This is a genomic window from Chryseobacterium sp. C3 (genome assembly GCF_014218905.1).
GTDB classification, from domain to species: Bacteria; Bacteroidota; Bacteroidia; order Flavobacteriales; family Weeksellaceae; genus Chryseobacterium; species Chryseobacterium mucoviscidosis.
Genome location: NZ_JACLCU010000004.1, coordinates 287,222 through 312,504, shown reverse-complemented (window position 1 = coordinate 312,504; position 25,283 = coordinate 287,222). Strand labels below are relative to the sequence as shown.

Sequence of the window (25,283 nt, the reverse complement as noted above, 5' to 3'; positions counted from 1 at the left end):
CAGCTTAATTGATCTTAATGGTTTAAATTATTGATACACTATTTAACTGCATTTTTCGATACATCCGTTCCGATAGAAAGTGCATTTTTATCAGACGTAATTTCTTTTGGTAATAAGACTGCACCTGTTTTATTTCCTAACACTTTTATAACAGGTTTATTTGCAGAATCAAACTTCACGGTTGAAAGATTGATGTTTTTACTGTTGTAGATCGTTGCTCCCGTTCCTTCGGAATATTTCAGCTTTACATTTTTTAACTGAATTCCGTCTGCATCTACTATGGTTAAAGCTTTTCTGGTATTAAACTGAGAATCTTCAATCACAATATTTTTAAGATTCATTTCAGCTAAACCGAATAAAGTAATCGCTTCATCGGAATTGGCTGCTGTAATGTTTTTAAAGAAAATATTTCTGAAAACTGGTGTTTCTTCCGTTACGGGATATATTTTTTCCGGAGCTTCGTTGCCTTCCTGTTTCTGCCCGTCTTCCAGAACCGGAGATGCACCTTCGTAGAACATATTGAAACCGATTACCTGAGTCGGAATATTAATCATATCAATATTTTTAATGTAAATATTTTCCACAATTCCTCCTCTTCCGCGCGTGGTTTTGAAACGGAGCCCGATATCTGTTCCGATGAAAGTACAGTCTGAAACGTGGATATTTCTTGCTCCACCCGACATTTCACTGCCAATAACGAAACCTCCATGACCGTGGTACACAATATTGTTTTTAATGATGACATTTTCAGTCGGCATTCCTCTTTTTCTTCCGTCTTTGTCTTTTCCGGATTTTATACAGATGGCATCGTCTCCCACATCAAACGTATTGTCGTAGATCAGAACATTTTTGCAGGATTCCAGATCCAGACCGTCTCCATTTTGAGAAAACCATGGGTTTCGGATGGTAAGATTCCTTAAAATGACATTGGAACACATCAAAGGATGAAGATTCCATGCCGGAGAATTCTGAAATGTAGGTCCGTCCAGCAAAACTTTGTCGCATTCCACCAGACTTACCATTACCGGACGGAGAAAATCTTTCACTGTAATCAGTTCCTCTTTGGAAATCTTGTCGGGAACATTGAAGTGGGAGCTGCTTTCCAATCCTTTTTTATAGCTTTCCGAAGGATACCAGTTTTTGCCGTCCGAAGATACAATTCCGCCGGATTTTACAATTTCTTTCCATTCAGATTCAGACACTTTGCTTTTTTTGATGGCTCTCCATGCTTCGCCACTTCCGTCGATTATTCCTTTTCCTGTAATGGCAATATTTGTTGCATTTTTTGCCGAAATAGGAGACTGGCAACGCGTGGTATTCAATCCTTCGAAACTTACATCTACCAACGGATAATCATTTTTATCTTTGCTGAAGATAATCATCGCACCTTCCTCTACGTGAAGATTGATATTGCTTTTCAAGACGATGGGACCGGTAAGCCACATTCCTCGGGGAACGACTAATTTTCCGCCTCCTTTTTTGCTCAGATCTTCGATTGCTTTTTTAAAAGCTTCTGTATTTTTTACATTTCCGCCCGCAATTCCGCCGTATTGTGTGATGGAAACGGTGTTGGATGCAAAAGAAGTTTCTGCAACCTGCGGCATTTTAAACTCAATATTTTTATAAATATCAGAATTCTGAGCACAGATTTGCCCTGAAAATAGCATTGCTGCTGCTAAACCGATCACTTTAAAAGTCTTCTTCATTTTATTATTTTTGAGTTTTAATTATTTTTTTAAATTCCTGATAAACAATGGATGCTACTACTTTTGCTCCTTCTGGCTGAAAATGAGTGTTGTCTTTCTGACCTTTGGGATAGGCTTCGTATACATTTTCCGGAAGATTCATAAAGTAATGAGTTGTGGTAAAATCCTGTCCTTTTCCAGTAAAATATTCCATAGATAATGTATTCAGATCAATATACGGAACGTTCATTTCTTTAGCAATTTCAATAGGAGCTTTGCTGTATTCTCCGTGTACATTTTCCAGTTTTCCGTCTTTCCATGGATAATTTCTGGCAACGGGAGTTAAAATAACAGGATTTGCTCCTTTCTGCTTCGTCTGCGTTACAAATAATCTTAAAAATTCTTTGTATCCCTGAATGTTTACGTACCGTTCCGGATGTTTTTCAGAACTGTCGTTATGTCCAAACTGGATGATGACATAATCACCCGGCTGCAAATGTTCGTAGACATTTCTCCATCTTCCTTCCTGAAAAAACGTTCGTGTACTTCTTCCACCATGCGCTTTGTCAATAATCTCCACAGAGTCCGTTGAAATGGCAGGTTTTAAAAAAGCCAAACTGTCTTTCGCAAAAAACGGCTGAAAAACCTGTCCCCATCCTGTAATGGGATATCTTACTTTCATATAATCTTTTCCGGGTTCGTAGTTTCCGGTGTAATCTGCCACGGTAGAATCTCCGATGAGATAAATATGGGTAATCTTTTTAACGTGTTTTGCTGCTGTAGTGTTCTGAGACTTGCATCCCGACAACAGCAAAACGACGATTAAAAATGAAACTATATTATATATTTTTCTGTTCATGATTTTAACTAAATTTTTATCTACACTGTCATTCTGAACGAAATGAAATGTAGTGAAGAATCTGATTATTATTTTTCGGTAACAGATCTTGCAGATGGCGCAGATTTTTTAAATCAAATAAAAATTAATTCTTGGTGATTCTGAACCAGTCAAAATCGGCGTATCCGCCTCTAGGTGCTTTCGATGTACTGATGCTGTACAGTCCAATTTTGGCTCCGATCCATTTTCCGGGTTTTGCCTGAAAAAGATCACCTGTTTTGATGAAATTTTTTCCGTTTTCGCTGTAGCTGAACTGGCATAAACCATTCGGTTCGTTTACATTTACTTTCAGATAGACTTCGTTGTTTTTTAATTTTGTTTCAAATAAAATCTTTTCTTCGCCGCCTTTATCTGCTTTTTCGGCTCTTCTTAACTGTACATAAAATCCATCAGATTTGTTGGTAATGACGATGGACTGATGATCGAGTCCCATCACTAAAAGTCCTGCAGTTTTTCCTTCTTTGGCATCTTCGGGGGTTAATTTTACTTTTGTGGAAGCTGCAAAATTGGGAGCCGGAAATTTCTGAGTTAACAGATTCGGTACATTCCAAAGGTTGTTTTCGCTTTCGGGAACTTTTATGGAGAATAATCTTAAAAACTTCTGTCCGGGAAGCTTGGAAGACCATACGATATTTTCATTTGCACTCCATTGCCATTGTAATCCTAATTTTTCACCATCAAATTCATCGGTTTCGGGCGGGGTAACGATAGGATAGGATTGTCCTACGTTTGGTTTTTTATACGTTAAAACAGGTTCGCCAATTCCGTTTTTATTATGGTCAATTCCGATGAAAGGCCAGTCTTTTTCCCACTTCACAGGTTGCAGATGGATAATTCTTCCTCCCGCATCCACATCCTGAAAGTGATAAAACCAGTCTTCTCCTGAAGGTGTATCTACCCACGCTCCCTGATGCGGCCCGTTTATTTTTGTGGAACCCTGTTCCAGCACAATTTTTTCTTCGTAAGGTCCGTATATATTTTTTGATCTCAGAACCAATTGCCAACCTGTGGCAACGCCGCCCGCCGGAGCAAAAATATAGTAATAGCCGTTTCTTTTATACATTTTGGGACCTTCAACGGTGGGATGAGCATCGTGACCATCGAAAACATGAACGCCTTTATCCAGTATTTTTGTTCCTTCCGGATTCATTTTATTTAATGTTAAAATGCTTTTTACTCCGGCTCGGCTTCCCGCCCAGCCGTGAACCAGATAGGCATTTCCGTCTTCATCCCAGAATGGACAGGAATCTATCAGTCCTTTTCCTTCCATTACTAAAACGGGTTCGTCCCATTTTCCCAGCGGATCTTTGGTTTTTACCATATAGATTCCGAAATCGGGATCGCCCCAGTAAATATAAAATTCGCCGTTGTGAAATCTCATACTCGGAGCCCAGACTCCGTCGCCTCGTTTTGGGGTTGAAAAATGCTCTTTCGGCAGAATATCCTGAATGGCATAATTCACCAGTTTCCAGTTCACCATATCTTTTGAATGAAGAATCGGCAAACCGGGAGTTTCATTGAAGCTTGAAGCCGTCATGTAATAATCATCTCCCACACGAATCACGTCCGGATCGGAATAATCTGCGTACAGAACAGGGTTTCTGTAGTTTTTTCCCTGATCGGCAGTCCATACTTCGGAAACGTAGTTTTTTTCCTGTGCGCTCAAATAATTTGATGCAAGGGAAAAAATGGCTATTGAAAATATATTTAAAATGTTTTTTGTTTTCATAAATCAGATTTTTAATCTGGTTTAAATTTTAACGCCATGAGCGGAAAGATTTTTTTTTATGGCTTACTTCATATTTTTCGATCGCAAAGGTTCTTCGACAAGCTCAGCATAAACTATTCACTCAGCAAATGATAGTTTTTGAAATTACATAAGAACATTTTTTAACCATTAAGATTTATTAAGGAGTTTAGTGTAGTTAAGATTAGCTATACTTTAAGTTTTCTGTTTTAAAATGATAGATTTAACCTTAATGACTTAATGGTTTTAAGTATTATTTTTCAAACTCCAGACTTGCCAGAATGAATGGCCCTGTTCCTTTGGCATCATTGGAACGGATTTCTTCATTAATGTAATATTCGTAAGAACCGTCACGATAAGGTTTTCCGCCCAAACCTGCAACAGCACAGCATTTATTTAAATTTACCACTCCGTTTTCATCAACAGTGATTAAATTTTTAATAATTCCGTCGTAGCCTTTTTTAGCATACGTTTTATAGGATTTCGGCAAATAACCGTTGTTCACAGATTTGATGATGGTGTAAACAAACATGGATGAGGCGGTTGCTTCGGTGTAATTCCCTTTTTCTCCTGCCTTATTCAAAACCTGATACCACAGTCCGCTGTTTTTATCCTGAACTTTAATGATGGCATCGGTGTAGGATTTGATGTAAGAAATTAATTTGGCTCTTCCGGGATGATCTTTTGGCAGATAATCCAGAACATCTACCATTGCCATTCCGTACCATCCCATTGCTCTTCCCCAGAAATTCTGCGATAGTCCGGTTTCTTTGTCTGCCCAAGCTTCTTTTTTGCTCTCGTCCCATGCGTGATAGAGAAGACCTGTTTTTTTATCGAGAAGATGCTCCTGAACAGAATCGAACTGTAAAAGGATGTCGTCATATGCTTTTGCCGCATCGGCACCTTTCACGAAGTCGTGTGTATAATGCGTGTAGAAAGGCATTCCCATGTATAAACCATCCAGCCAAACCTGATAAGGATAAATTTTTTTGTGCCAGAAAGAGCCTTCTTTCGTTCTTGGCTGTCCGTCTATCTGAAGACGAAGGGTTTGAAGTGCTTTCAGGTATTTTTCTTTTTTTTCTTTTTCGTAAAGATAAAGGAGAACGTTTCCGCTGTTCAGCATATCGATATTATACTTATCAAGCTCATAGGTAATGATGGTTCCGTCTTCCTGAATGAGCTTTTCGCCAAATTCGCTGATGTAGTTGTAATATTCTTTTTTGCCTGTTTTGGCATACAGTTTTTCTGCACCATCCAGAACAATGGCAGTAGGATACGTCCATTTCGGAGTTTTGCTGAAATCCAGCATCCATGCTTCAGGAAAACGGTGCATTTCGGACAGCATCATTCTTTCGGACCATTTCAGATTGAGGGGAACTATTTTTCCGGAATTTGAAGATTGCTTCTGAATTGAAGCGTTAACCGGAGTTTTTGTCTGCGCACAGGCTGAAAAGATTCCTGAACTTAAAGCGACCAGTGTGAATAGTTTGATATGCTGATTAATGAAATTCATGATTGTAAACGTTAAAGTTGATTATTTTTATCTAAAATTTCCAGTTTTTGATCTAAATCCTGATAGAAAGCTTCTTCTGTTTTTAAACCGTTCGGTTCCAGAGACCATGCTCCTAAAAAGTAATAGGAAACGTTTTTTGTCTTCTTGAAAACAACGGTATGCGTAGATTTTGTCTTTATATATTTATCAAAGCTTTCAAGAGAGTAGAAGACTGCCATTCCGAGATTGTCGTCTTTTTTGGTTTCGGTCTGGTTACCGTAAGTTGCGATGTAAGCCCATTTTTTATTTTTACTGATTCCCTGTTTTAACGGAATATTTTTTATGGCAACAATTCCGGTGCATAACCCTGAAATAGAATTACTGAGATTTAAATCCACTTTTACAAAACGATCTTTATTGAAAATGGTAAGTTTTGAAGCAAGATCGATGGCATCACCCCATGTTTTCCAGCCTTTGTATTCGATGGTTGCGTAAGACTGTTCTTTTTCATTCACCACTTTCGCGTCGGTACTTTTTACGATTTTAAATGTTTCAACAAAATCATTCTGCTCATCGTATCTTCCGTAGGAGCCAATTCCGATGGTACGTCCGGATTTCAGAATATCCTGTCCCCAAGCTGCATCGTGATGATACGATTCAAAACCGTCCTGTCCGACTTCCGGTAAAACCAGAGTGTTTACTTTTTTACCAAAAATATCTGTTGCATTTCTCCAGTCGAGATATAAGCGGTATCCGATCTGGTTGTTTTCCAGACCGATGCCTTCGTATCTGATGTAGGTGGAATGATCGGTATGTGATTCCGGAATGGTGAGTTCCTGAACGTTTTTGAAAGTTCCTCCGATGTATTTGTCGCCTTCCCATTTTCCGCCTTCTTTCACTGCAAGTTCTGCATAACAGAACGGAGCTTTAGGATTGCTTCTTATCTTTTGAATAACAGATGTCTGAGCCTGAAAATTTGAGGACACCAATACTGCTGCAGCTATTATTTTAAATACATTCAATTTCATATACATTTTATTAGATCACTGTTTTCAATAAAAGTTTTCATGGTTATTTACTTTTATTGTTGTCCGGTTATATTTTTCACGAGATCATTAAAGTAAACTTCAATATTGTCATAGTTTTTATCCAGATCTTTTCCTTTGGCATTGGCAACTTCAGGATTCAGTATGTTTTTAATTTCCCATTCATTGGGCATTCCGTCATTATAAAAATTGTGGTGTTTAGAATATTTACTTAAAATTTAGTAGCGGATTCCAGTTGTCTTTTCCTTTTAAAACCTGTTCTCTTGTATATTTTTTTGCCTCGGTTTTGGCTAGCTGATACGACCATGATACTCTTTTGGAGTGATCTGAACCGCTTCCTTTGGAGTTAAATTCTGCATAGAACGTGGTCTTTTCTGCATCGGGCTTGTTCCAGTTGTGCCATCCTTCAGGTTGTATGGTGGAATTTATTTCACAATTGAGGTAAACGGTCTTGGCAAAAGGTCTCCACGGTCTTCCTAAATAGACTGAATTTTCCCTTGCGTTTCCTGTTATTTCTGAATTAATAAAAACAAATCCGAATTCGTTTGCCTGTGGAGTAGAAGCTGCGGTAACATAGCTTGCCGATTCTTTGGAATAAATGATGCACTCCTCAAAAACAGCGGTTCCGGCTCCGAAAATATAGTCGGTTGTTCCTTCGATGTAGCAGTTTTTAAAATAATTTCTGGAAGGTTTTGTTTTGTCTGATGAATCCTGAACGCCTTTTAAATACAAGGTGTCCTGATTTCCTAAGAATCTGCAGTTTTCAAAAGCTATTCGGTCGCCCGTCGTTAAAACAGCAACTGCCTGTCCTACTTTTCCTGAACTGTTTTCGAATGAAATGTTTTTTGCCGTAAAATCATTAGAATAAATAAAAACCGTTGAAGAACCTGTAGTTCCGAATTCTTTTCCTTCCGGATTCTTTTTTGATGCAAAATCGTCGTAGGTGATGATGGTTTTTTCAGGATTTTCACCTTCAAGCAAAATAGCGCCTTTTGTTTCCGGAATGGTAATTTTTTCTTTGTAAATTCCTTCTTTTACTACAATTCTCGTTCTTACGGAAGATCCGTTTTCTGCTGCATTGATGGCTTGCTGAATGGTGGGAAAATTTCCTTTTCCGTCTTTTGAAACCACGATGGTTCTATCATTGGCTTTAAAAGAAAGAAAACTGAGCAATACGATCAGAAAAGCAAAAAAAGAATTTAAATTTTTAAGAAAAAAGGAAGCTTTCATTGAAATTTTTTTTGATTAAAATACAGACTCCACTTTGGAGATGAAGCCTGTATTTTTCTGATATGAATGTGAACTATTTTCTAATATCCATAATCCTGCGTAAGATTATAATTGGAGTTGATTACGTCTAAAGCAATCGGCAGTAATTCCTTTCTGTTGGCTTGGAAATAGTAGGCATAACTTTTCACAGGATCTCCACTGATGTAAGGCTGCGTCATCGCCAGTCTCCAGTTTACTTTTGTGTATCCGGAAGGCGTTGCAACACTTTGGTTCGGGCTGTAGAAAATATCTGCTTTGGCAACTCCTGTTGCTGTGTAGAAATCGATATCCGAAACGTTTTGCTGTGCTGTTCTGTCTTTGTTATAGGCTACTTTTTTGTAGAAGATGTATTCCGGAACGTTGGCATAAGCTCCTGTACCGTTCATAAACTGGGTAAGTTTAGCTCTTGTTTCGTTGATTTTCGTTTCTAAAAGATTCCAGCGGATCAGATCATATTTTCTAAGCCCTTCACCTCCGAATTCCAGTTGTCTTTCTTTAACGATATAATTAAAGAATCCTGTTTTGTCGGTCGGAATGGTTCCCACCTGACTTAAATTTCCTGCATAGGCTCTCTGTCTTACGGAAAGAACTGCATTCACTGCCTGTGCAGAAGGTCCGTTATTAAGCTCATTATCGGCTTCGGCAAACATTAACAGAATATCTGCATATCTCAGCAAAGGCCAGTCGATTCCAAGGTTTTGCGAAGTTCCGGTGATGGAAGTCCACGATTTTCTGAATTTTCCGTCGTTCCAGTTGATGGAAGTCTGAAGCTCTTCCTGTTTTGAAGTATTTACCCTGAAGATGGCAATATTTACATCTCTTCTCAGGTCATACTTTGTAAATTCATAAAAATAAACAGGAATTGCGCTGACTCCTCCGGAAGATTTCCAGTCGGTATCATCATGTCTTAAACCATTGTAATATCCTATTTTACTGTCTGTTCTGGAATTTCCCCCGAAAGCTCCGATAGCATAAATTACTTCGTTGGATGTATCTGCGCTGTTGGTATGCAGTGATCTGAATAATCCTTCATAACTCGGATTCAACTGATGCTGCCCGGAATTGATGATGTCTTTACATTCGTCATAAGCAATCTGATAATATTTCTGAGGATTGGAACCCTGCATCATCTGTTGTGGGCTTCTTCTTAATGAATACCCGGCTCTTGCCAATGCAATTCTTGCTCGTAATCCTTTTACCGCTGCTTTCGAAATTCTCTGAGCGGTGGTTCCGCCTTCGGATCTCCAAGGAACTAAACTTTCCGCTTTTAAAAGATCGTCCAGAATTTTATCATAAATAACATCTCTGTCTGTTTTTGGCAGATACACGCTCGGAAGATCAGCAGAAGGAACATCCTGAAAAGGAACGTCGCCCCAGTTTTTGATCAGATCATGATAGAAGTGTGCTCTTAAAGTTAAAGCTTCCCCCAAATATCTGTCCATTAGTTTTTTATCTGCCGCTGAACCCGTCTGATACACAGGAGAAAGCGGAATGTTTTTAATCACCAGATTGGCTCTTTCGATTCCTGCGTACGTATCTAAAAACGGTCTTAAAAGTTCTGTATTTGTTGGAATCGCTCCGAAACAGCTTACCCCTCTTCGGTCGTTTGCGTTATAATCTCCCGAAGTTCTCATGTCGTCTCCGGATTGAGAAAGAATCAGGTTCATTCTCTGTCCGTAGGTATTGTCTCCCATGGTTGCATTATACACTCCGACTAAAGCAGAAAAGGTGTCTGCTGCGGAATCAAACTGCTGTTTTTCTGAAGTATTGGATAAGCTTTCTACATCTAAATATTCTTCGCAGGAATTAAGAGAATTCAGAGAAAATATTCCGATGACAGAAAAAAGAATGGCTAAAAATTTATTTTTCTTCATAATATTAGGTTTAAAAAGTGATATCAACTCCTGATAAAATAAATCTGCTTCGCGGATACGCTGCATAATCTACCCCTGGTGTTAAAGGATTTCTTCTCGTGTTGGCTTCCGGATCATATCCGGAATAACCTGTAATCGTGAACAGGTTGTTCATCGTAAAATACAATCTGAAATTGGATAATCCCAATTGTTTGGTGAAATCTTTTCCTAAAGAATATCCCAGCGTAACGTTGTTCAGTCTTAGGAAAGAACCGTCTTCAATAGCATACGAGTGAAGGAAGTAAGCTCCTGCAGGTGGTGTAAATCCTGTTGTATTGGCGTTTAAGGCGGCAAGAGCGGTAGGATCATTCACTTTATTTCCTGCATCATCAAACCATCTCCATCGGTTGGCAACTTCAGCCAGCATATTGTTGTCCCGGTAAAGATACTGTGTAGAGTATTCTATTTTGTTTGCGTTGTATACTTTATTTCCTACAGAGAAATTGAACATTAGGCTCATATCCCAGTTTTTGTAACGGAAGGTCTGGTTGAAACCTCCGTAAAACTTCGGTTGTGCGCTTCCCAGATCCGTCATATCTTTATTATCGATAATTCCGTCACCGTTAAGGTCTGCAAGTTTAAGATCTCCCGGCTGTACAGCTTTCGCTCCGTTTGCTGCTGCTGCAGAACTCGGAATTCCTGCTTTTAAAGTATAAACCTGAGTGGTAGGATTATAATCGAAATCGCTTACTTCGTATCTTCCTGCGGTAATATACCCCCAATATGTTCCTACCGGTTTTCCGACCTGTACAAGGAAATCGTTCAGGTTATTTTGCCATCCTGAAGGATATAGATAAGAATTTGCACTTGCGGAAGCACTGTTTCCTAAACTTTTAATCACATTTTTGTTGGAAGATAAATTCGCATCAATTTTCCAGTTAAAGTTTTCTTTGTTGATGATCGCAGCGCCTACAGAAAATTCAATTCCTTTATTGGATGTACTTCCCGAGTTTTGATATTGGTATTCATATCCTGAAGTCTGAGGAATTTTAGCCAGCAATAAAAGATTTTTTGTATCGGTCTGATAAACATCTACCGTTCCGTAAACTCTTCCGTTGAATAATCCAAAATCTACCCCGATATTTTTAGAAGCTGCGGATTCCCACTTTACATTAGGATTAGACATAATATTTCCTGTTGTAGCTCCCGGTGTTACATTGTTCCCGAATGCATATCCGTAATCTGACGAGGTTAAGAAAAAGGTATTGTAAAGAAAAGCTGGTATTCTGTTGTTTCCGGATAAACCGTATCCTGCACGAAGTTTTAATTCGCTCACTACTTTACTGTCTTTCAGGAAATTTTCTTCATTTACTTTCCATGCAACTGAAGCCGCCGGAAAATAACCCCATCGGTTTCCGGGTCCGAATACACTGGAACCATCCGCTCTCATGGAAGCAGTAAAGATATATTTGTTGTTAAAAATATAGTTGGCTCTTGCAAAAAATGAAACCAGACGATCCGGTAAAACGTTTGTTTTCGGAATATCCTGAACCTGTCCCGATGGAGGAGAAGCCGCCTGAATATTAGCAAATGCCTCTTCTGCGCTGATAGATTTCGGGAACCATTTGATGTTCATCGTTAAAGATTCTGCATCTGTTTTTACGGTTTCCTGTCCTGCCAATAGATCCAGCTTATGATTTCCGAAAGTTTTTCTGAAATTTAATGTATTGGTATTCGTAATTCTTCTGGATTGCGATTTGCTCAGAAAAACAACAGGCTGATCATTGTTTTGTCTTGCAAGAGAAGTAACCGGTCCGGAAAACTGATTCACCATTTCATCTCTCTGTACATATCCGATCACACTTCTGAAAGTGAAATCTTTATTGATTCTGTATTCGATGATTCCATTTAAAAGGAGGTCGTTTCTTCCGTTTTCTTTCACCTCGCTGTTCGCTAAAAGGATAGGGTTTACAAGGTTGGTTTCGTTGGCAAATAAAGGATCGAACTCATCTACATTTACATTGGAACCGCCTTCAAACGGTTGATATCTCACAGCATTTCTCAGTCTGTTGGTACTTTGCGAACCGGTGGAAGAAGTTCCTGCTCCGTAGATCATCTGGCGGCTGTATCTGGCATTTAATGTGATGCTGATTTTTTTCGAAACATCATAATCATACTTAAAGTTTGCCATATTTCTTTTGAATCCTGAACCGATCATAATTCCGTCTTCCTGAACATTATTTAAGGATAATGAGAAAGAAGAATTATCAGATCCTCCCGTTACGGAAAGATTATGCGTAAAATTGAATGCTTCTCTTCCGAAAACTTCATCCTGCCAATCTCTCTTTTTTACAGATTTGTATTTTTCCAGATCTGCAAAAGTTCCGTATCTCGCTTTGAATGCATCAATATCAGTCTGTACACCGCCCTTATTGTATACTTCATACTGATACAGAACATATTGGTAAGGATCCAGAACATCAATCGTATTCTGAATTTTTCTTACCCCTAAAAATCCGTTGTAATTAATTGATGTTTTTGCTCTCTTACGCCCCCCTTTTGTGGTGATAAGAACCACACCGTTGGCTCCTCTTGCTCCGTAAATACTCGTGGAAGAAGCATCTTTTAAAACTTCGATCGACTGAATTTCCTTCGGAGAAAGAATAGAAAGCGCATTATCCATCTGTACGCCGTCTACAATATATAGCGGAGCGTTGCTCCCTGTAATGGAGTTTCCTCCTCTTACCACAATATCTACATCGGCTCCCGGTGAACCTTCACTCAGAGAAACCTGTACTCCCGCCATTCTTCCCTGTATTGCTTCAGCAGCATTAGTAGAAGGCATATCTTTTATAGCTTCTGCTTTTACAGAAGAAACAGCATTGGTAACGTCTTTTTTAGAAACTTTTGTGTATCCCACCAGAACCACTTCGTCGATTTTGGTTTCTTTTTCCTTCGTTTCTTTTTCTTGAGCCATTGCAAGGACAGGAAGTAGAAAGACAGTTAGATATAACCACTTTACTGATTGTACTTTTTTATCCATTTTGTATCCTTATAGTTTTAATTTTGGTTGAAAGTCTTTTTTCAATCTTTGTCTTCATTGGTGGATCTTGGAAGTATTCTACTGTTTTTTGTGGTTTATATTTTCAGAAAAAATACACTTTCCTTAGTGCAATCGATTGCGTAATTTTTCAATTCAAAATATTATCGCTCCTAAACTAATATTATTTTTGAATATGCAAAGAAAAAAATATTATTTTTTCATTAATTTGAAAAGAATTACTGTAATTTATAATTAATTTTTAAATATTAAATAATTGTTAATCAGTGTATTATTTCGTTTAATAATCTTTTGGTTTGGGTTCGTATTTTTCTGTTCTGATGATGACATAAATTAAAAAAAACTTAAAATATGAGCGATTTTTAAGCTTCAAATTTCCCCAAATTCATCATCAAGAACTACAAAATTTGACATTTTACTGATTTTTATCAGTTTTTTGAGCCTGAATTTACCTATAATTTTTCAGTGATAATTTTTATCTGCATTATATGTATAGAATAAATTGATTTTGAATTATTATTACAAAATCAATATTGTTAAAATCTAACAACTTTTATCTTCAAATTTAATTTTAGATAATTCCTGATGTATACATTTGGTTAAATAATCATTAAATTTTTGATCGTAATTAAGTAACTTATAGATTTAATTTATCATTTAAAGTATTGAAAAATAGTATTTTATAATATTTTATTAAATTTTTATTGATCATTTGAATATTAATTATATATTTATCCCGAAAGTATTTCTACAAGTTTTTAGTGTGATTTATGCAATCGATTACATAATGTTTAACCGGTTTTATCAAAACCGCAAAAATGAATATAAAAGAAGATGACAAAATCTGAGTTTCGTTACGCCCATCATCCCGAAGATGTAAAAAAATATACAACAGAGGATTTAAGAAGGGAATTTCTCATGAATAACTTATTCCATGAAGATCAGATCAATGTAGTGTATTCTATGTACGACAGAATGATTGTCGGAGGTGCAATGCCGGTAAAAAGCCAATTGAAGCTGGAACCGACTGACGATTTAAAGGCTGAAAAATTCCTTGACAGAAGAGAACTGGGAATCATCAACGTAGGGGCAGCCGGAAAGGTAACTGTTGATGGCGAAGTTTTCGAACTGGCAAACAAAGAAGCTCTATACATCGGAAAAGGAGCCAAAGATGTGGTTTTTGAAAACGGAAATGATGGGCAGACTTTATTTTATTTCAATTCTGCGTCCGCTCATCATTCGTATCCTACAAAGAAAATTACAAAGAACGAAGCTGAAATTGTAGAACTGGGCGAAACAAAATACGCAAACAAAAGAACAATTAATAAACTGATTGTGAACAGCGTACTGGAAACCTGCCAATTACAGATGGGAATGACGGAACTGCACGAAGGAAGTGTCTGGAACACGATGCCTTCTCATACACACACCAGAAGAATGGAAGCTTATTTCTATTTTGATCTGGAAGAAGGTCAGGCGGTAAGTCATTTTCTGGGTCAGCCTCATGAAACGCGTCATATCTTTATGAAAAACAACGAAGCCGTACTTTCTCCCGAATGGTCCATTCACTCAGGAGTTGGAACTTCCAATTACACTTTCATTTGGGGAATGGCGGGAGAAAACATGGACTATGGCGATATGGATGCTGTAAAAACTAACGAACTAAAGTAATTTTTCTACATGAAATTATTCGATTTATCCGGTAAAGTTGCCGTTGTTACAGGCGGAACTCACGGATTGGGAATGGCAATGGCAGAAGGTCTTGCCGCAGCGGGAGCCGAACTGGCGATCACAAGTACTACACCGAAAAAATTAGACGAAGCACTGGAATATTATCATTCCAAAGGATACAAAGCAACCGGATATATTTTCGATGTAACCGACGAACGGGAAGCCGCCCAGAAAGTAGCCTTAATGGAAGCTGCTCATGGAAAAATAGACATCCTTGTAAACAATGCAGGAATCATCAAACGCATTCCGGCAATTGATATGGAGGTGGAAGACTTTAGAAAAGTAATCGATGTAGACCTTACCGGACCTTTCATCATGTCTAAATTAGTGGGGAAATACATGATCAAGAGAAAATCCGGAAAAATCATCAACATCTGTTCGATGATGAGTGAGCTGGGACGCGATAACGTCGTTGCTTATGCTTCGGCAAAAGGCGGACTTAAAATGCTCACCAAAAATTTAGCAACAGAATGGGCGAAACATAATATTCAGGTAAACGGAATCGGTCCCGGATATTTTGCAACGTCGCAGACAGAACCCATAAGAGTGGACGGAAATCCGTTCAACGAATTTATCATCAGCAGAACTCCGGAAGGAAGATGGGGAAATCCGGAAGACCTTGCAGGAACGGCTATATTTTTAGCTTCAGATGCAAGTAAGTTCATCAACGGACAGATTATTTACGTTGACGGCGGAATTTTAGCAACCATCGGAAAGCCTGCTAATGAATAACACTAGAACTTTAAGAATGAAATCTTTTATTACAGATACTTTTTTATTACAGAATAAATACGCTGAAGAATTATACTTCAACTACGCAGAAAAGCAGCCGATCATAGATTATCATAATCATTTGATTCCTAAAGATATTGCAGAAAATACCATTTTTGATAATATTTCTAAAGTCTGGATTGCAGGCGATCACTACAAATGGAGAGCAATGCGTACCATGGGAGTGAACGAAAAATTCATTACCGGAGATTCTTCAGATAAAGAAAAATTTGAAGCCTGGGCTAAAACCGTTCCGTATACTTTGAGAAATCCTCTGTATCACTGGACGCATTTAGAACTGAAAAGATATTTCGGAATTGATGAATTGCTGAATGAAAACAACGCTTCAGAAATTTACAATAACATCAACGCTCAGTTGCAGACTCCCGAAAAATCAACAAGAGGTTTACTGGAGATGATGAATGTCGAATCTCTGTGTACAACAGAAGATCCGACTGATATTTTGAATTATCATCAGGATTTGGCAAAAAGCGGCTGGAAAGTAAAAGTAAGCACGGCTTTTCGTCCGGATAAAGCGATTTTAATTGAAAACCACAATTTCGAAGATTATATTGCCAAATTAGGCGAATCGGCAGGAATTGAGATCAATTCTTACCAGACTTTGTGCGATGCATTATTAAAAAGAATCGAATATTTCCACGAAAACGGATGCCGACTGTGCGATCACGGACTGAACAATATTTCATTTGAAGAAGCTACAGAAGCGGAAGTAAGTGCCATTTTCAATGATAAACTTTCAGGAAAAGTAATTGCCGAAAAACAGGTGAATCAGTTTAAAACTGCTATTTTACTGTTCTTAGGAGAAGCGTATCACAAATTTGGCTGGGTTCAGCAGTTCCATTTGGGAGCTTTGAGAAACAATAACGAAAGAATGCACAGAATTCTGGGTCCCGATACAGGATGGGATTCTATCGGTGACTTCGTTCAGGCTGAAACTTTGTCTAAATTATTAAACGCTTTAGACGGAAAAGACAAATTAACGAAGACCATTTTATACAATTTAAATCCTGCCGACAACGAAATTTTCGCAACGATGATCGGAAATTTCAACGATGGAAGCATTAAAGGAAAAGTACAATTTGGTTCAGGATGGTGGTTTTTAGACCAGAAAGACGGAATGATCAAACAGATGAATGCGCTTTCAAACATGGGATTAATAAGCTGTTTTGTTGGAATGTTAACCGATTCAAGAAGCTTCTTATCATTCCCGAGACACGAATATTTCAGAAGAGTGCTTTGTAATCTTTTCGGTGAAGAAATGAAAAACGGCGAATTGCCACAGGATATGGAACACATTGGAAAAATTATTTCCGATATCTGTTACCATAATGCTAAAAATTATTTTGATTTTTAAATTTAAATGAGATTAAATCTCTCGCAGATTGAGCAAATTTTGCAGATTTAAAATGATCTGCGTCATCAGCTAAATCTGCGGGAGACATAAAAAAAAATTTAAACCATTAAGGAGAATTAAGAAGTTAAGTTTTGATTAAGGTAAAATCAAAGATTTTAATTCAGCAAAATCACTTAAAGTGAAGCTCACTTAATTTTTCTAAACTCCTTAATAACATCTTAATGGTTGAAATTAAAAACCTTGTAGATTACGCGGATTTTTATAACATAATTATCTGCCAGATTTGTAAAATCAGCGAGAAATAAAAAATATTTTAAACCATTAAGGACAATTAAGGAGTTAAGGTTTTTTAAGCTTAAAATCTTAGATTTTATTAAGCAGATTGCTTAAAGCGATGCTAAAACTTAACTATTATCAACTCCTTAATAAATTTTAATGGTTTAAATAAACAATAATTACATATCCGCATTTTTTCTAAACTTGAAAAATCATTGTGAGCTTGGCTGAGTAGAACGCCTTTGCGAACTTAAAAATATACATCGAGTTTTAAAAAGAAAATCTTAGCGCACTTTGCGTTAAAATAACAACAGATATTAAACAGAGTATTTATTAAAATATGGCTAGCAAAATACTTACTTTCGGTGAAATCATTATGCGGCTTTCTCCTCCCGGAAACAGAACCATGAAGCAGAGCCATGAAATGGAATTTTTCTTCGGCGGAACAGAGCTTAATGTCGCCTCGTCATTAGCAACCATGGGATGCGAAGTAAAGCATGTAAGTGCAGTTTCGGATGATTTCGTGGGAGAATCGGCTTTATCTTTTGTCAAAAGTTTCGGAATTGACACCAATTTTATTTCTAAAAATGAACATCCTTTAGGTTTGTATTTCTTAGAAGTAGGATCATCAGTTCGGGCAAGCAGAATTTCTTATAACCGTTTAAATGGTTCATTTGCCAACATAGAAGCAGAGAAAATCGACTGGAAAAAAGCTTTGGAAGACTGCGATTATTTTCACTGGACAGGAATCAGCCCCGGAATTTCAAAATCGGCTTATGAAAGTCTCAAAGAAGGTTTACAAACCGCTCGTGAATTAGGAATCGAAATTACCACAGATCCGGCTTACCGTTCCAATCTTTGGAAATATGGAAAAAACGGAAACGAAGTATTGAAAGAACTGGTTTCTCTATCAACTATTTTCATTGGTGGAGTAAACGAAATCAACGAAATCTTAGGAACTCAGTTTTCATCCAATAAAGAAGATTTTTTACAAGCCTGTGAAGAATTAAAAAGAGAATGCCCATCCATTCATAAAATTTTCGATAAGATAAGAATTGGGATTACGGCGAGTTCTCAGCAAACGCAGGGAAGAGCTTTGGTCAACGGAAATTATTTTGAAACCGAATTTTTAGAAATAGACAATGTAGTCGACAGAATCGGAACAGGAGATGCTTTCGCTGCAGGTTTAATTTATGGCTTAAAAAATTTCGACGATGAAAAAGCCCTGAATTTCGCCAACGCAGCTTGTGCCATCAAACACACGATTTTAGGCGACATCAACTATTGCAGTGCAGAAGACATTCTTGAAGTAATAGCAGGAAATTCCGGAGGGCGCATCAAGAGATAAAATTTCTTAGTTTCTGGTTGATAGTTTAAGCAACTTATAATCAAAACTAAAACCTTTGTGGTCTTATTTAAGTGAAACGCCTTTGCGAACTTAAAAATATGCATGAAGTTTTAAAAGAAAATCTTTGCGCACTTCGCGTTAAAAGAATACAGCACACCAAATGATAGACTTAATTCTATTAAAGATTATTTTGAAAAAATAAAACAAAATGACAAAAATTCAAACCGTTACCAACGCCATCGTTAATCAGGGGATTTTACCGCTGTATTATAATGATGATGAAACGGTAACCATAAACATACTGAAATCGCTTTACAAAGCAGGAATTCGCGCAGTAGAATATACAAGCCGCGGAGAATCTGCATTAAGCAATTTTAAAAAAATGATAGAAGTCCGAGATTTAGAAATGCCGGAAATGCTTCTGGGAATAGGAACGATTAAAAACCTACAACAAGCGGAAGAATATTACAAAGTGGGAGCAGATTTCTTTATCAGTCCGGGTTTTGTCGCTGAAGTTGCCGCATTTTTAATTCCGAAAGACGTATTGTACAGTCCGGGTTGTATGACGCCGACTGAAATTATCACTGCTGAAGCAGCAGGAGTAACATTTGTAAAACTGTTCCCCGGAAATGCTTTAGGAGCAGGATTTATGAGTGCCATCAAAGATGTTTTCCCGAATCTGAAATTCATGCCGACCGGTGGAGTAGATACCACGAAAGAAAGCATTGAAAGCTGGTTCAAAGCCGGAGTTTCTGCGGTAGGAATGGGAAGTAAACTCATCAGCAAAGATCTCATGGCTGCTAAAGATTATGCAACCATTGAAAATGAAACGAAGAAAGTTTTGGAAATCATCCAAACTTTAAAGTAATAATGAAAAATAACGCAATACATAGCTTCGCTGAGTGAATAGTTTATGCTGAGCTTGTCGAAGTACCTTTGCGAACTTAAATATACATGAAGTTTAAAAAGAAAATCTTTGCGCTCTCTGCGTTAAAAAAAACGCATCATTAAAAATTAAAACAAAAAATAACTAAATTCTAAACAAGTATGAGTTCGGTTAAATCTCTTAAACCAAGTGCATTCAGATGGACGATATGTTCGTTGCTGTTTATTGCGACGACCATCAATTATCTGGATCGGCAGGTTTTATCATTAACATGGAAAGATTTCATTGCTCCTGAATTTCACTGGAACAATAACGATTACGGAAATATCACTGCGCTGTTTTCCATTTTCTATGCCGTAGGAATGCTTTTCGCAGGAAAATTTGTCGACTGGATGGATACTAAAAAAGGTTTCCTTTGGGCAATCGGAGTTTGGTCAGTCGGTGCAGTTCTACACGCTTTTTGCGGAATTGCTACCTCAGGAATTCTTACCGGAAACTGGTTTGCAGGTTTTCAGGGATCTAAAGAATTGATTTCTACAGTTTCCAATACTTCTGCGATCATCAGTACAAGTGTTACGTTGTTCATTTTTGCACGTTTCGTTTTAGCGATTGGTGAAGCGGGAAATTTTCCGGCAGCTATTAAAACGACAGCAGAATATTTTCCTAAAAAAGACAGAGCTTTTTCTACAAGTATCTGGAATGCAGGAGCAACGGTCGGAGCTTTAGCAGCGCCCGTTACAATTCCTTTCATTGCCAAATCGATGGGTTGGGAATGGGCGTTCATCATCATTGGAGCTTTAGGATTTATATGGATGGGACTTTGGGTATTTTACTACAAAAAACCACATCAGCATCATAAAGTGAATGAACATGAGCTTACGTATATTAATCAGGATCAGGAAGATGCTGCTGTTGAGGGAAATACGGTAACAACAGAAGAACGAAAATTCACATTCAAAGAATGTTTCAGTTACAGACAGACTTGGGCATTTGCTTTTGGAAAATTCATGACGGATGGTGTTTGGTGGTTCTTTTTATTCTGGACTCCTGCTTATTTAAGTTCCGTTTACAAAATGGATTCTACGCAGAGTGCTTTTCCGTTATTTGTATTGTATATGATCACTTTATTCTCCATCATCGGAGGATGGCTCCCAAAATATTTTGTTGAAAAGAAAGGAATGAACGCCTATTCAGGAAGAATGAAAGCCATGTTGATCTTCGCATTTTTTCCGCTTTTGGCACTTTTGGCACAGCCATTAGGTTCGGCAACATACTGGATTCCTGTTTTGATTATCGGAGTTGCCGGAGCAGCGCATCAGGCTTGGTCTGCAAACATTTTCTCGACGGTCGGCGATATGTTCCCTAAAAAAGCCATTGCTACCATTACCGGAATTGGCGGAATGGCAGGCGGAATCGGTTCTTTTTTAATTAATAAGTCTTCAGGTGTTCTGTTCGATCACGCTCACAAAGCTTGGACAACCGTGGACGGAATTCCTTTGCTGGAAAAATATCCTCAATACATCAACGAAAGATTACCGGATGGATTTTTTGAACAATTGGAAAAATCTGGTGCAATCGTTAAGGACGGAATTGATAAAGGTTACATGATTATTTTCTCAATCTGCGCCGTAGCGTACCTTATTGCATGGACAGTAATGAAAATACTGGTTCCGAAATATAAAGTCATTAGTAAATAAAACTAACCTATAAGGTTTCAAAAACCTTATAGGTTTGGCAAAAGTACTCTTATACAAATAAAAACTTTGAGATCTTAGCTGAGTGAAACGCCTTTGCGAACTTAAAAATATACATTAGATAAAAAAAATCTTTGCGGACTTTGTTTTCAAAACCAAAAATCACCGCAAAAAATTAAACCATTAAGAATAGATAAGAAGTTAAGAAGAATTAAGAATTTACAGACAAATTAAATTCAATCTTACGAAATTTATTTCCCTTAACTTTCCTTAAATCCTTAATAAATCTTAATGGTTAAAAGTAAAACTTTAAGTCCTTCGTTGAGTGAAACGCCTGTGCGAACTTAAAAACAGTTATTATTCAAAAAAACTTTGCGCCGTTTGCGTTTAAAACAAACCAAAGCCAGTGCAACAATATTAGAAAAATGGAAAATCAGATAAAACAAAAATTAAATCGTGAATTAAGCAATATTCAGGAAAAACTTCCCATTAAAATCGTCCAGTTTGGCGGCGGAAATTTCATGCGTGGATTCACAGATTATGTAATTGATAAATTAAATAAAGAAACCGACTGGAAAGGGGGTATTGTCAACTTACAGGCAACACCAAACGGCTCTATTCAGAAAATGGAAGAGCAGGATAATTTATACACTCTTTTCACAAGAGGAATTAAAAAAGGAGAAACTATTGATGAAAAGCACATCATTTCTGCCATTCAGAAATCAGTTAATCCATATTCTGATTACGAAGATTTTTTAGCTTTGGCGAAAGAAGAAGAGCTGGAATTTGTATTTTCCAATACCACGGAAACAGGAATTGCTTTTGACGAAACGGAAACCTCTTACCAAGGCCCGCACAAAAATTTCCCTGCAAAAGTAGCGGTTTTACTTTACGAAAGATTTAAACATTTCAACGGGGCGGCTGATAAAGGATTGAGAATTATTCCCTGCGAATTAATTGAAGACAATGCATTTGTTTTAAGAGATATTATCATCAAATATGCTCAACTCTGGAATTTAGAAGATGCATTTGTGGAGTGGATTCATCAAAACAATTATTTCCATAATACACTGGTCGACAGAATTGTTCCGGGTTATCCGAAAGACGATGCGGAATCTTATGAAGACCAGTTGGATTATGAAGATCAGATGATGGTGGTTTCAGAAACATTCCTTCTTTTTGTCATTCAGGAAGCAGGAAATTTAAATGAAAGAATTCCCTTTAACAAAATCAACGAGCAGATTTTGGTGGTGGATGATATTCAGCCATACCGTTTAAGAAAAGTAAGAATTCTGAATGGCGGTCATACTTTAATGTTAGCTCCGGCAATTTTATCCGGAAAAGAAACGGTTAAAGAATCTGTGGATGAACAATTTATCGGAAAGTTTTTGAAGGATGCCATTTTTAATGAAGTGAATCCAACCTTAGGTTTAGATGAGACTGAACTGAAAGAATTCGCGGAAGAAGTTTTCGACCGTTTCAGAAATCCTTTCATTAAGCATCATTTGGCAAGTATTGCTTTATATTTTGTATCTAAATTTAAAGTAAGAGTATTGCCGAGTTTACATACCTATGTTGAAAACAACGGAAAATTGCCGGTAAACCTTACCTTTTCATTGGCAGGTCTCATCCGATTCTATCAGGGAAGTTTTGGTGAAAAAGTCCTTCCATTGAATGATGAAGAAGGAATTATAGCTAAATTCAAAGAAATCTGGTTAAATGAAGAATATGAAAAAGTAGCTGAATTAACACTTTCTGAAACTTCTTTCTGGGATAGAGACCTTACTCAGATTGAAGGTTTGAAAACAGCAGTGGCAAAGGCATTGTATGAAATAGATCATAATGATATGGAAACTGCGTATAACAATTTTGTAGAATTCAATTCTTAAAAAATCATGCAAAAGAAAATCCTGAAAGTAAATCCTAAAGACAACGTAATTGTAGCGCTGCTGGATTTATCTGCCGGAGAATCGGTACATCTTGACGGTGCAGAATATACGTTGGCAAAAGACATTAAGGCTAAACATAAATTTGCTGCCGTAGATTTTCAAGAAGGAGATCAGATCATCATGTATGGTGTCATTGTCGGAAAAGCTAATCAATCCATCAGAAAAGGTGAGGTAATTACAACCGAAAATGTAAAACACCAAAGCGCAAAAGTAGAAGGCAAAACTGAATCTTTAGGCTGGACTCCCCCGAATGTGGACAAATGGAAAGACCGTACTTTCATGGGATACCACCGTGAAGACGGACAGGTGGGAACGGAAAACATCTGGCTGTTTTTTCCTTTGGTATTCTGCGAAAACAAAAATATCGAAACGCTGAAAGATATTTTTGAAAAAGAGCTGTTGCACGAAAAAACGAGTAAGCATCAGCTTTTATTAAGATCATTATTAAATGGTGGCGAAACCTCTTATACAGCAGTGGAAGAGGAAGAAGACACCAGAGTATTTAAAAATATCGATGTAAGATTCATCACGCATCAAGGCGGTTGTGGCGGAATTCGTCAGGATGCGGAAGCATTAGGAAGACTGTTTGCAGGATATGTGAACAACCCTAATGTTGCCGGTGCTACGGTTCTCAGCTTAGGCTGTCAGAATCTTCAGGTGCAGATTTTTATGGATGCGCTTCACGCTTTGGCTCCCGAGAATAAAAAACCGATTGTTGTTTACGAACAGCAAAAATCCGGAACCATTGATGAAATGCTGACCGGCGTGATCAAAGATTCTTATGAAGGAATTAAAGAAGCTAATAATATCGAAAGAAAACCTGCCCCCATCACAAAGCTGAATATCGGTTTGGAATGTGGCGGTTCAGACGGTTTCTCCGGAATTTCTGCAAACCCAGTTTTGGGTGAGGTTTCAGATATTATGGCGGCAGTTGGCGGAACAACGATGCTTGCCGAATTCCCTGAATTATGCGGAGTAGAGCAGGAGTTGGTGAACCGTTGCATCAATGATGAAGACGGTGTGAAATTCCTTCAGCTCATGAAAGATTTTGAAAAATCTGTTGTGGCGGCAGGTTCAGGTTTTGACATGAATCCGTCTCCCGGAAATATCAAAGACGGTTTGATTACTGATGCCATGAAATCCGCGGGAGCGGCTAAAAAGGGTGGTTCTGCTCCGATTGTTGAGGTTCTTGATTTTACAGAATACGCAACAAAACCCGGACTGAATTTGCTTTGTACCCCCGGAAATGACGCCGAATGTACAACAGCTTTGGTTGGTTCCGGAGCAACCGTTGTCCTTTTCACCACAGGCCTCGGAACACCGATGGGAAATCCGATTGCTCCGGTGATTAAAATTTCTTCCAATACTATTCTGGCGGAAAAAATGTCGGATATCATCGATTTCAATGCAGGAACGGTTATCAGCGGAGATAAAACCATTTCGGAAGCAGCAGACGAACTGCTCGAATACATCATTAAAGTGGCAAGCGGCGAAGTGAAAACGAAAGCCGACTTACTGAATCAGAATGATTTCATTCCATGGAGACGAGGGGTCTCTTTGTAATGATTTACTTATATTAAATATTAGGGTTGAAAATGCTTCCTGCTTTGTGTAGGGAGCATTTTCTTTTTTTGTGATAGCATGTTTGTTGATAGCGCGGATTTGCAATCCGTGCTGATTTCATATTTACAATAAAGAACTATAATATTTTAATAGCTTTGCATTGAGCGTAAAGTCACGGATTACAAATCCGCGACATCGGACAAAAAAGAAAGGTATAAGTGATAATATGTAAAAAAATATTCCCATAGCTTCAACAAATAATGAGATGTTTAGGATATGTTTTTGATGTATAGTCTGCAAACCAATAATGCGGATCGTTGCAAAGGGAAAATTCTACTTCATCTTCATCTAAGTTTTTATGTTTTACTATAAATTTTTCACCTAATGTAACGCAGACCGAATGGGGATCTGGATAATCTTCCATAACATCTACAATTCTGTTGCCCGCTTTTATCTCTGCATCCAAAATAGTTTGCATTGAAGGTGGCAATTTTTCTAACAACAACAACAACAACAACAACAACAACTGGAGAATAAATTCGGCATCTAATTTTCGTATGAGCCTTTTAATGTCAAAATCTTTTTCAGAGTATTTCATAAAAATTGTATTTATTCTTCATCATCATTCTTATACTTATT

Annotated in this window: 18 protein-coding genes; 8 read left to right on the top strand and 10 right to left on the bottom strand. The window is 37.7% G+C overall.

Annotated elements, in window-relative coordinates:
• Positions 1-38: 38 nt before the first annotated feature.
• The 9 genes from H6W53_RS11235 to H6W53_RS11195 all read right to left on the bottom strand — a co-directional run bounded on the left by H6W53_RS11235 (position 39) and on the right by H6W53_RS11195 (position 13,033).
• Positions 39-1,706 (bottom strand): glycoside hydrolase family 28 protein, encoded by a 1,668-nt coding sequence (locus H6W53_RS11235; RefSeq protein WP_185206850.1) that lies wholly within the window; start codon positions 1,704-1,706, stop codon positions 39-41.
• 4 nt (positions 1,707-1,710) lie between these two features.
• Positions 1,711-2,544 carry a rhamnogalacturonan acetylesterase gene (locus H6W53_RS11230; RefSeq protein ID WP_185206848.1) on the bottom strand — a complete coding sequence of 278 codons (834 nt, stop codon included), beginning with the start codon at positions 2,542-2,544 and terminating at the stop codon, positions 1,711-1,713.
• Positions 2,545-2,668: 124 nt separating this feature from the next.
• Positions 2,669-4,312, bottom strand: coding sequence for a glycoside hydrolase 43 family protein (locus H6W53_RS11225; RefSeq protein ID WP_185206846.1), 1,644 nt, complete (start codon positions 4,310-4,312; stop codon positions 2,669-2,671).
• Between the two features lie 271 nt (positions 4,313-4,583).
• On the bottom strand, positions 4,584-5,843 hold the full coding sequence (locus H6W53_RS11220) for a glycoside hydrolase family 105 protein (RefSeq protein ID WP_185206844.1): 1,260 nt from the start codon (positions 5,841-5,843) through the stop codon (positions 4,584-4,586).
• An 11-nt stretch (positions 5,844-5,854) separates the two neighbouring features.
• On the bottom strand, positions 5,855-6,850 hold the full coding sequence (locus tag H6W53_RS11215; RefSeq protein WP_185206842.1) for a DUF4861 family protein: 996 nt from the start codon (positions 6,848-6,850) through the stop codon (positions 5,855-5,857).
• 53 nt (positions 6,851-6,903) lie between these two features.
• On the bottom strand, positions 6,904-7,041 hold the full coding sequence (locus H6W53_RS11210; RefSeq protein ID WP_185206840.1) for a hypothetical protein: 138 nt from the start codon (positions 7,039-7,041) through the stop codon (positions 6,904-6,906).
• Positions 7,042-7,075: 34 nt separating this feature from the next.
• Positions 7,076-8,098, bottom strand: coding sequence for a pectinesterase family protein (locus H6W53_RS11205; RefSeq protein ID WP_185206838.1), 1,023 nt, complete (start codon positions 8,096-8,098; stop codon positions 7,076-7,078).
• An 80-nt stretch (positions 8,099-8,178) separates the two neighbouring features.
• A complete protein-coding gene (locus H6W53_RS11200; protein WP_185206835.1) occupies positions 8,179-10,011 on the bottom strand; it encodes a RagB/SusD family nutrient uptake outer membrane protein in 1,833 nt (610 codons plus the stop codon).
• Positions 10,012-10,021: 10 nt separating this feature from the next.
• Positions 10,022-13,033 (bottom strand): SusC/RagA family TonB-linked outer membrane protein, encoded by a 3,012-nt coding sequence (locus H6W53_RS11195; RefSeq protein WP_185206833.1) that lies wholly within the window; start codon positions 13,031-13,033, stop codon positions 10,022-10,024.
• Between the two features lie 852 nt (positions 13,034-13,885).
• On the opposite strand from H6W53_RS11195, the gene kduI reads away from it, so the two are divergent.
• The 8 genes from kduI (at position 13,886) to H6W53_RS11155 (ending at position 24,644) form a co-directional block, all read left to right on the top strand.
• On the top strand, positions 13,886-14,722 hold the full coding sequence (gene kduI / locus H6W53_RS11190) for a 5-dehydro-4-deoxy-D-glucuronate isomerase (protein ID WP_185206831.1): 837 nt from the start codon (positions 13,886-13,888) through the stop codon (positions 14,720-14,722).
• 9 nt (positions 14,723-14,731) lie between these two features.
• A complete protein-coding gene (locus H6W53_RS11185; RefSeq protein WP_087708877.1) occupies positions 14,732-15,514 on the top strand; it encodes a gluconate 5-dehydrogenase in 783 nt (260 codons plus the stop codon).
• A 16-nt stretch (positions 15,515-15,530) separates the two neighbouring features.
• Positions 15,531-16,928, top strand: coding sequence for a glucuronate isomerase (gene uxaC / locus H6W53_RS11180; RefSeq protein WP_185206829.1), 1,398 nt, complete (start codon positions 15,531-15,533; stop codon positions 16,926-16,928).
• Positions 16,929-17,544: 616 nt separating this feature from the next.
• Entirely contained in the window at positions 17,545-18,552 is a 1,008-nt protein-coding gene (locus H6W53_RS11175) for a sugar kinase (protein ID WP_185206827.1), read from the top strand.
• A 208-nt stretch (positions 18,553-18,760) separates the two neighbouring features.
• Positions 18,761-19,420, top strand: coding sequence for a bifunctional 4-hydroxy-2-oxoglutarate aldolase/2-dehydro-3-deoxy-phosphogluconate aldolase (locus tag H6W53_RS11170; protein ID WP_185206825.1), 660 nt, complete (start codon positions 18,761-18,763; stop codon positions 19,418-19,420).
• A gap of 179 nt (positions 19,421-19,599) precedes the next feature.
• Positions 19,600-21,135 (top strand): MFS transporter, encoded by a 1,536-nt coding sequence (locus H6W53_RS11165; protein ID WP_185206823.1) that lies wholly within the window; start codon positions 19,600-19,602, stop codon positions 21,133-21,135.
• Between the two features lie 422 nt (positions 21,136-21,557).
• Positions 21,558-23,021 carry a tagaturonate reductase gene (locus H6W53_RS11160; RefSeq protein ID WP_185206821.1) on the top strand — a complete coding sequence of 488 codons (1,464 nt, stop codon included), beginning with the start codon at positions 21,558-21,560 and terminating at the stop codon, positions 23,019-23,021.
• Between the two features lie 6 nt (positions 23,022-23,027).
• On the top strand, positions 23,028-24,644 hold the full coding sequence (locus H6W53_RS11155; RefSeq protein WP_185206819.1) for a UxaA family hydrolase: 1,617 nt from the start codon (positions 23,028-23,030) through the stop codon (positions 24,642-24,644).
• Positions 24,645-24,894: 250 nt separating this feature from the next.
• Here the strand turns inward: H6W53_RS11155 and H6W53_RS11150 are convergent, their stop codons facing one another.
• Entirely contained in the window at positions 24,895-25,242 is a 348-nt protein-coding gene (locus H6W53_RS11150) for a hypothetical protein (protein WP_185206817.1), read from the bottom strand.
• Positions 25,243-25,283: the final 41 nt, after the last annotated feature.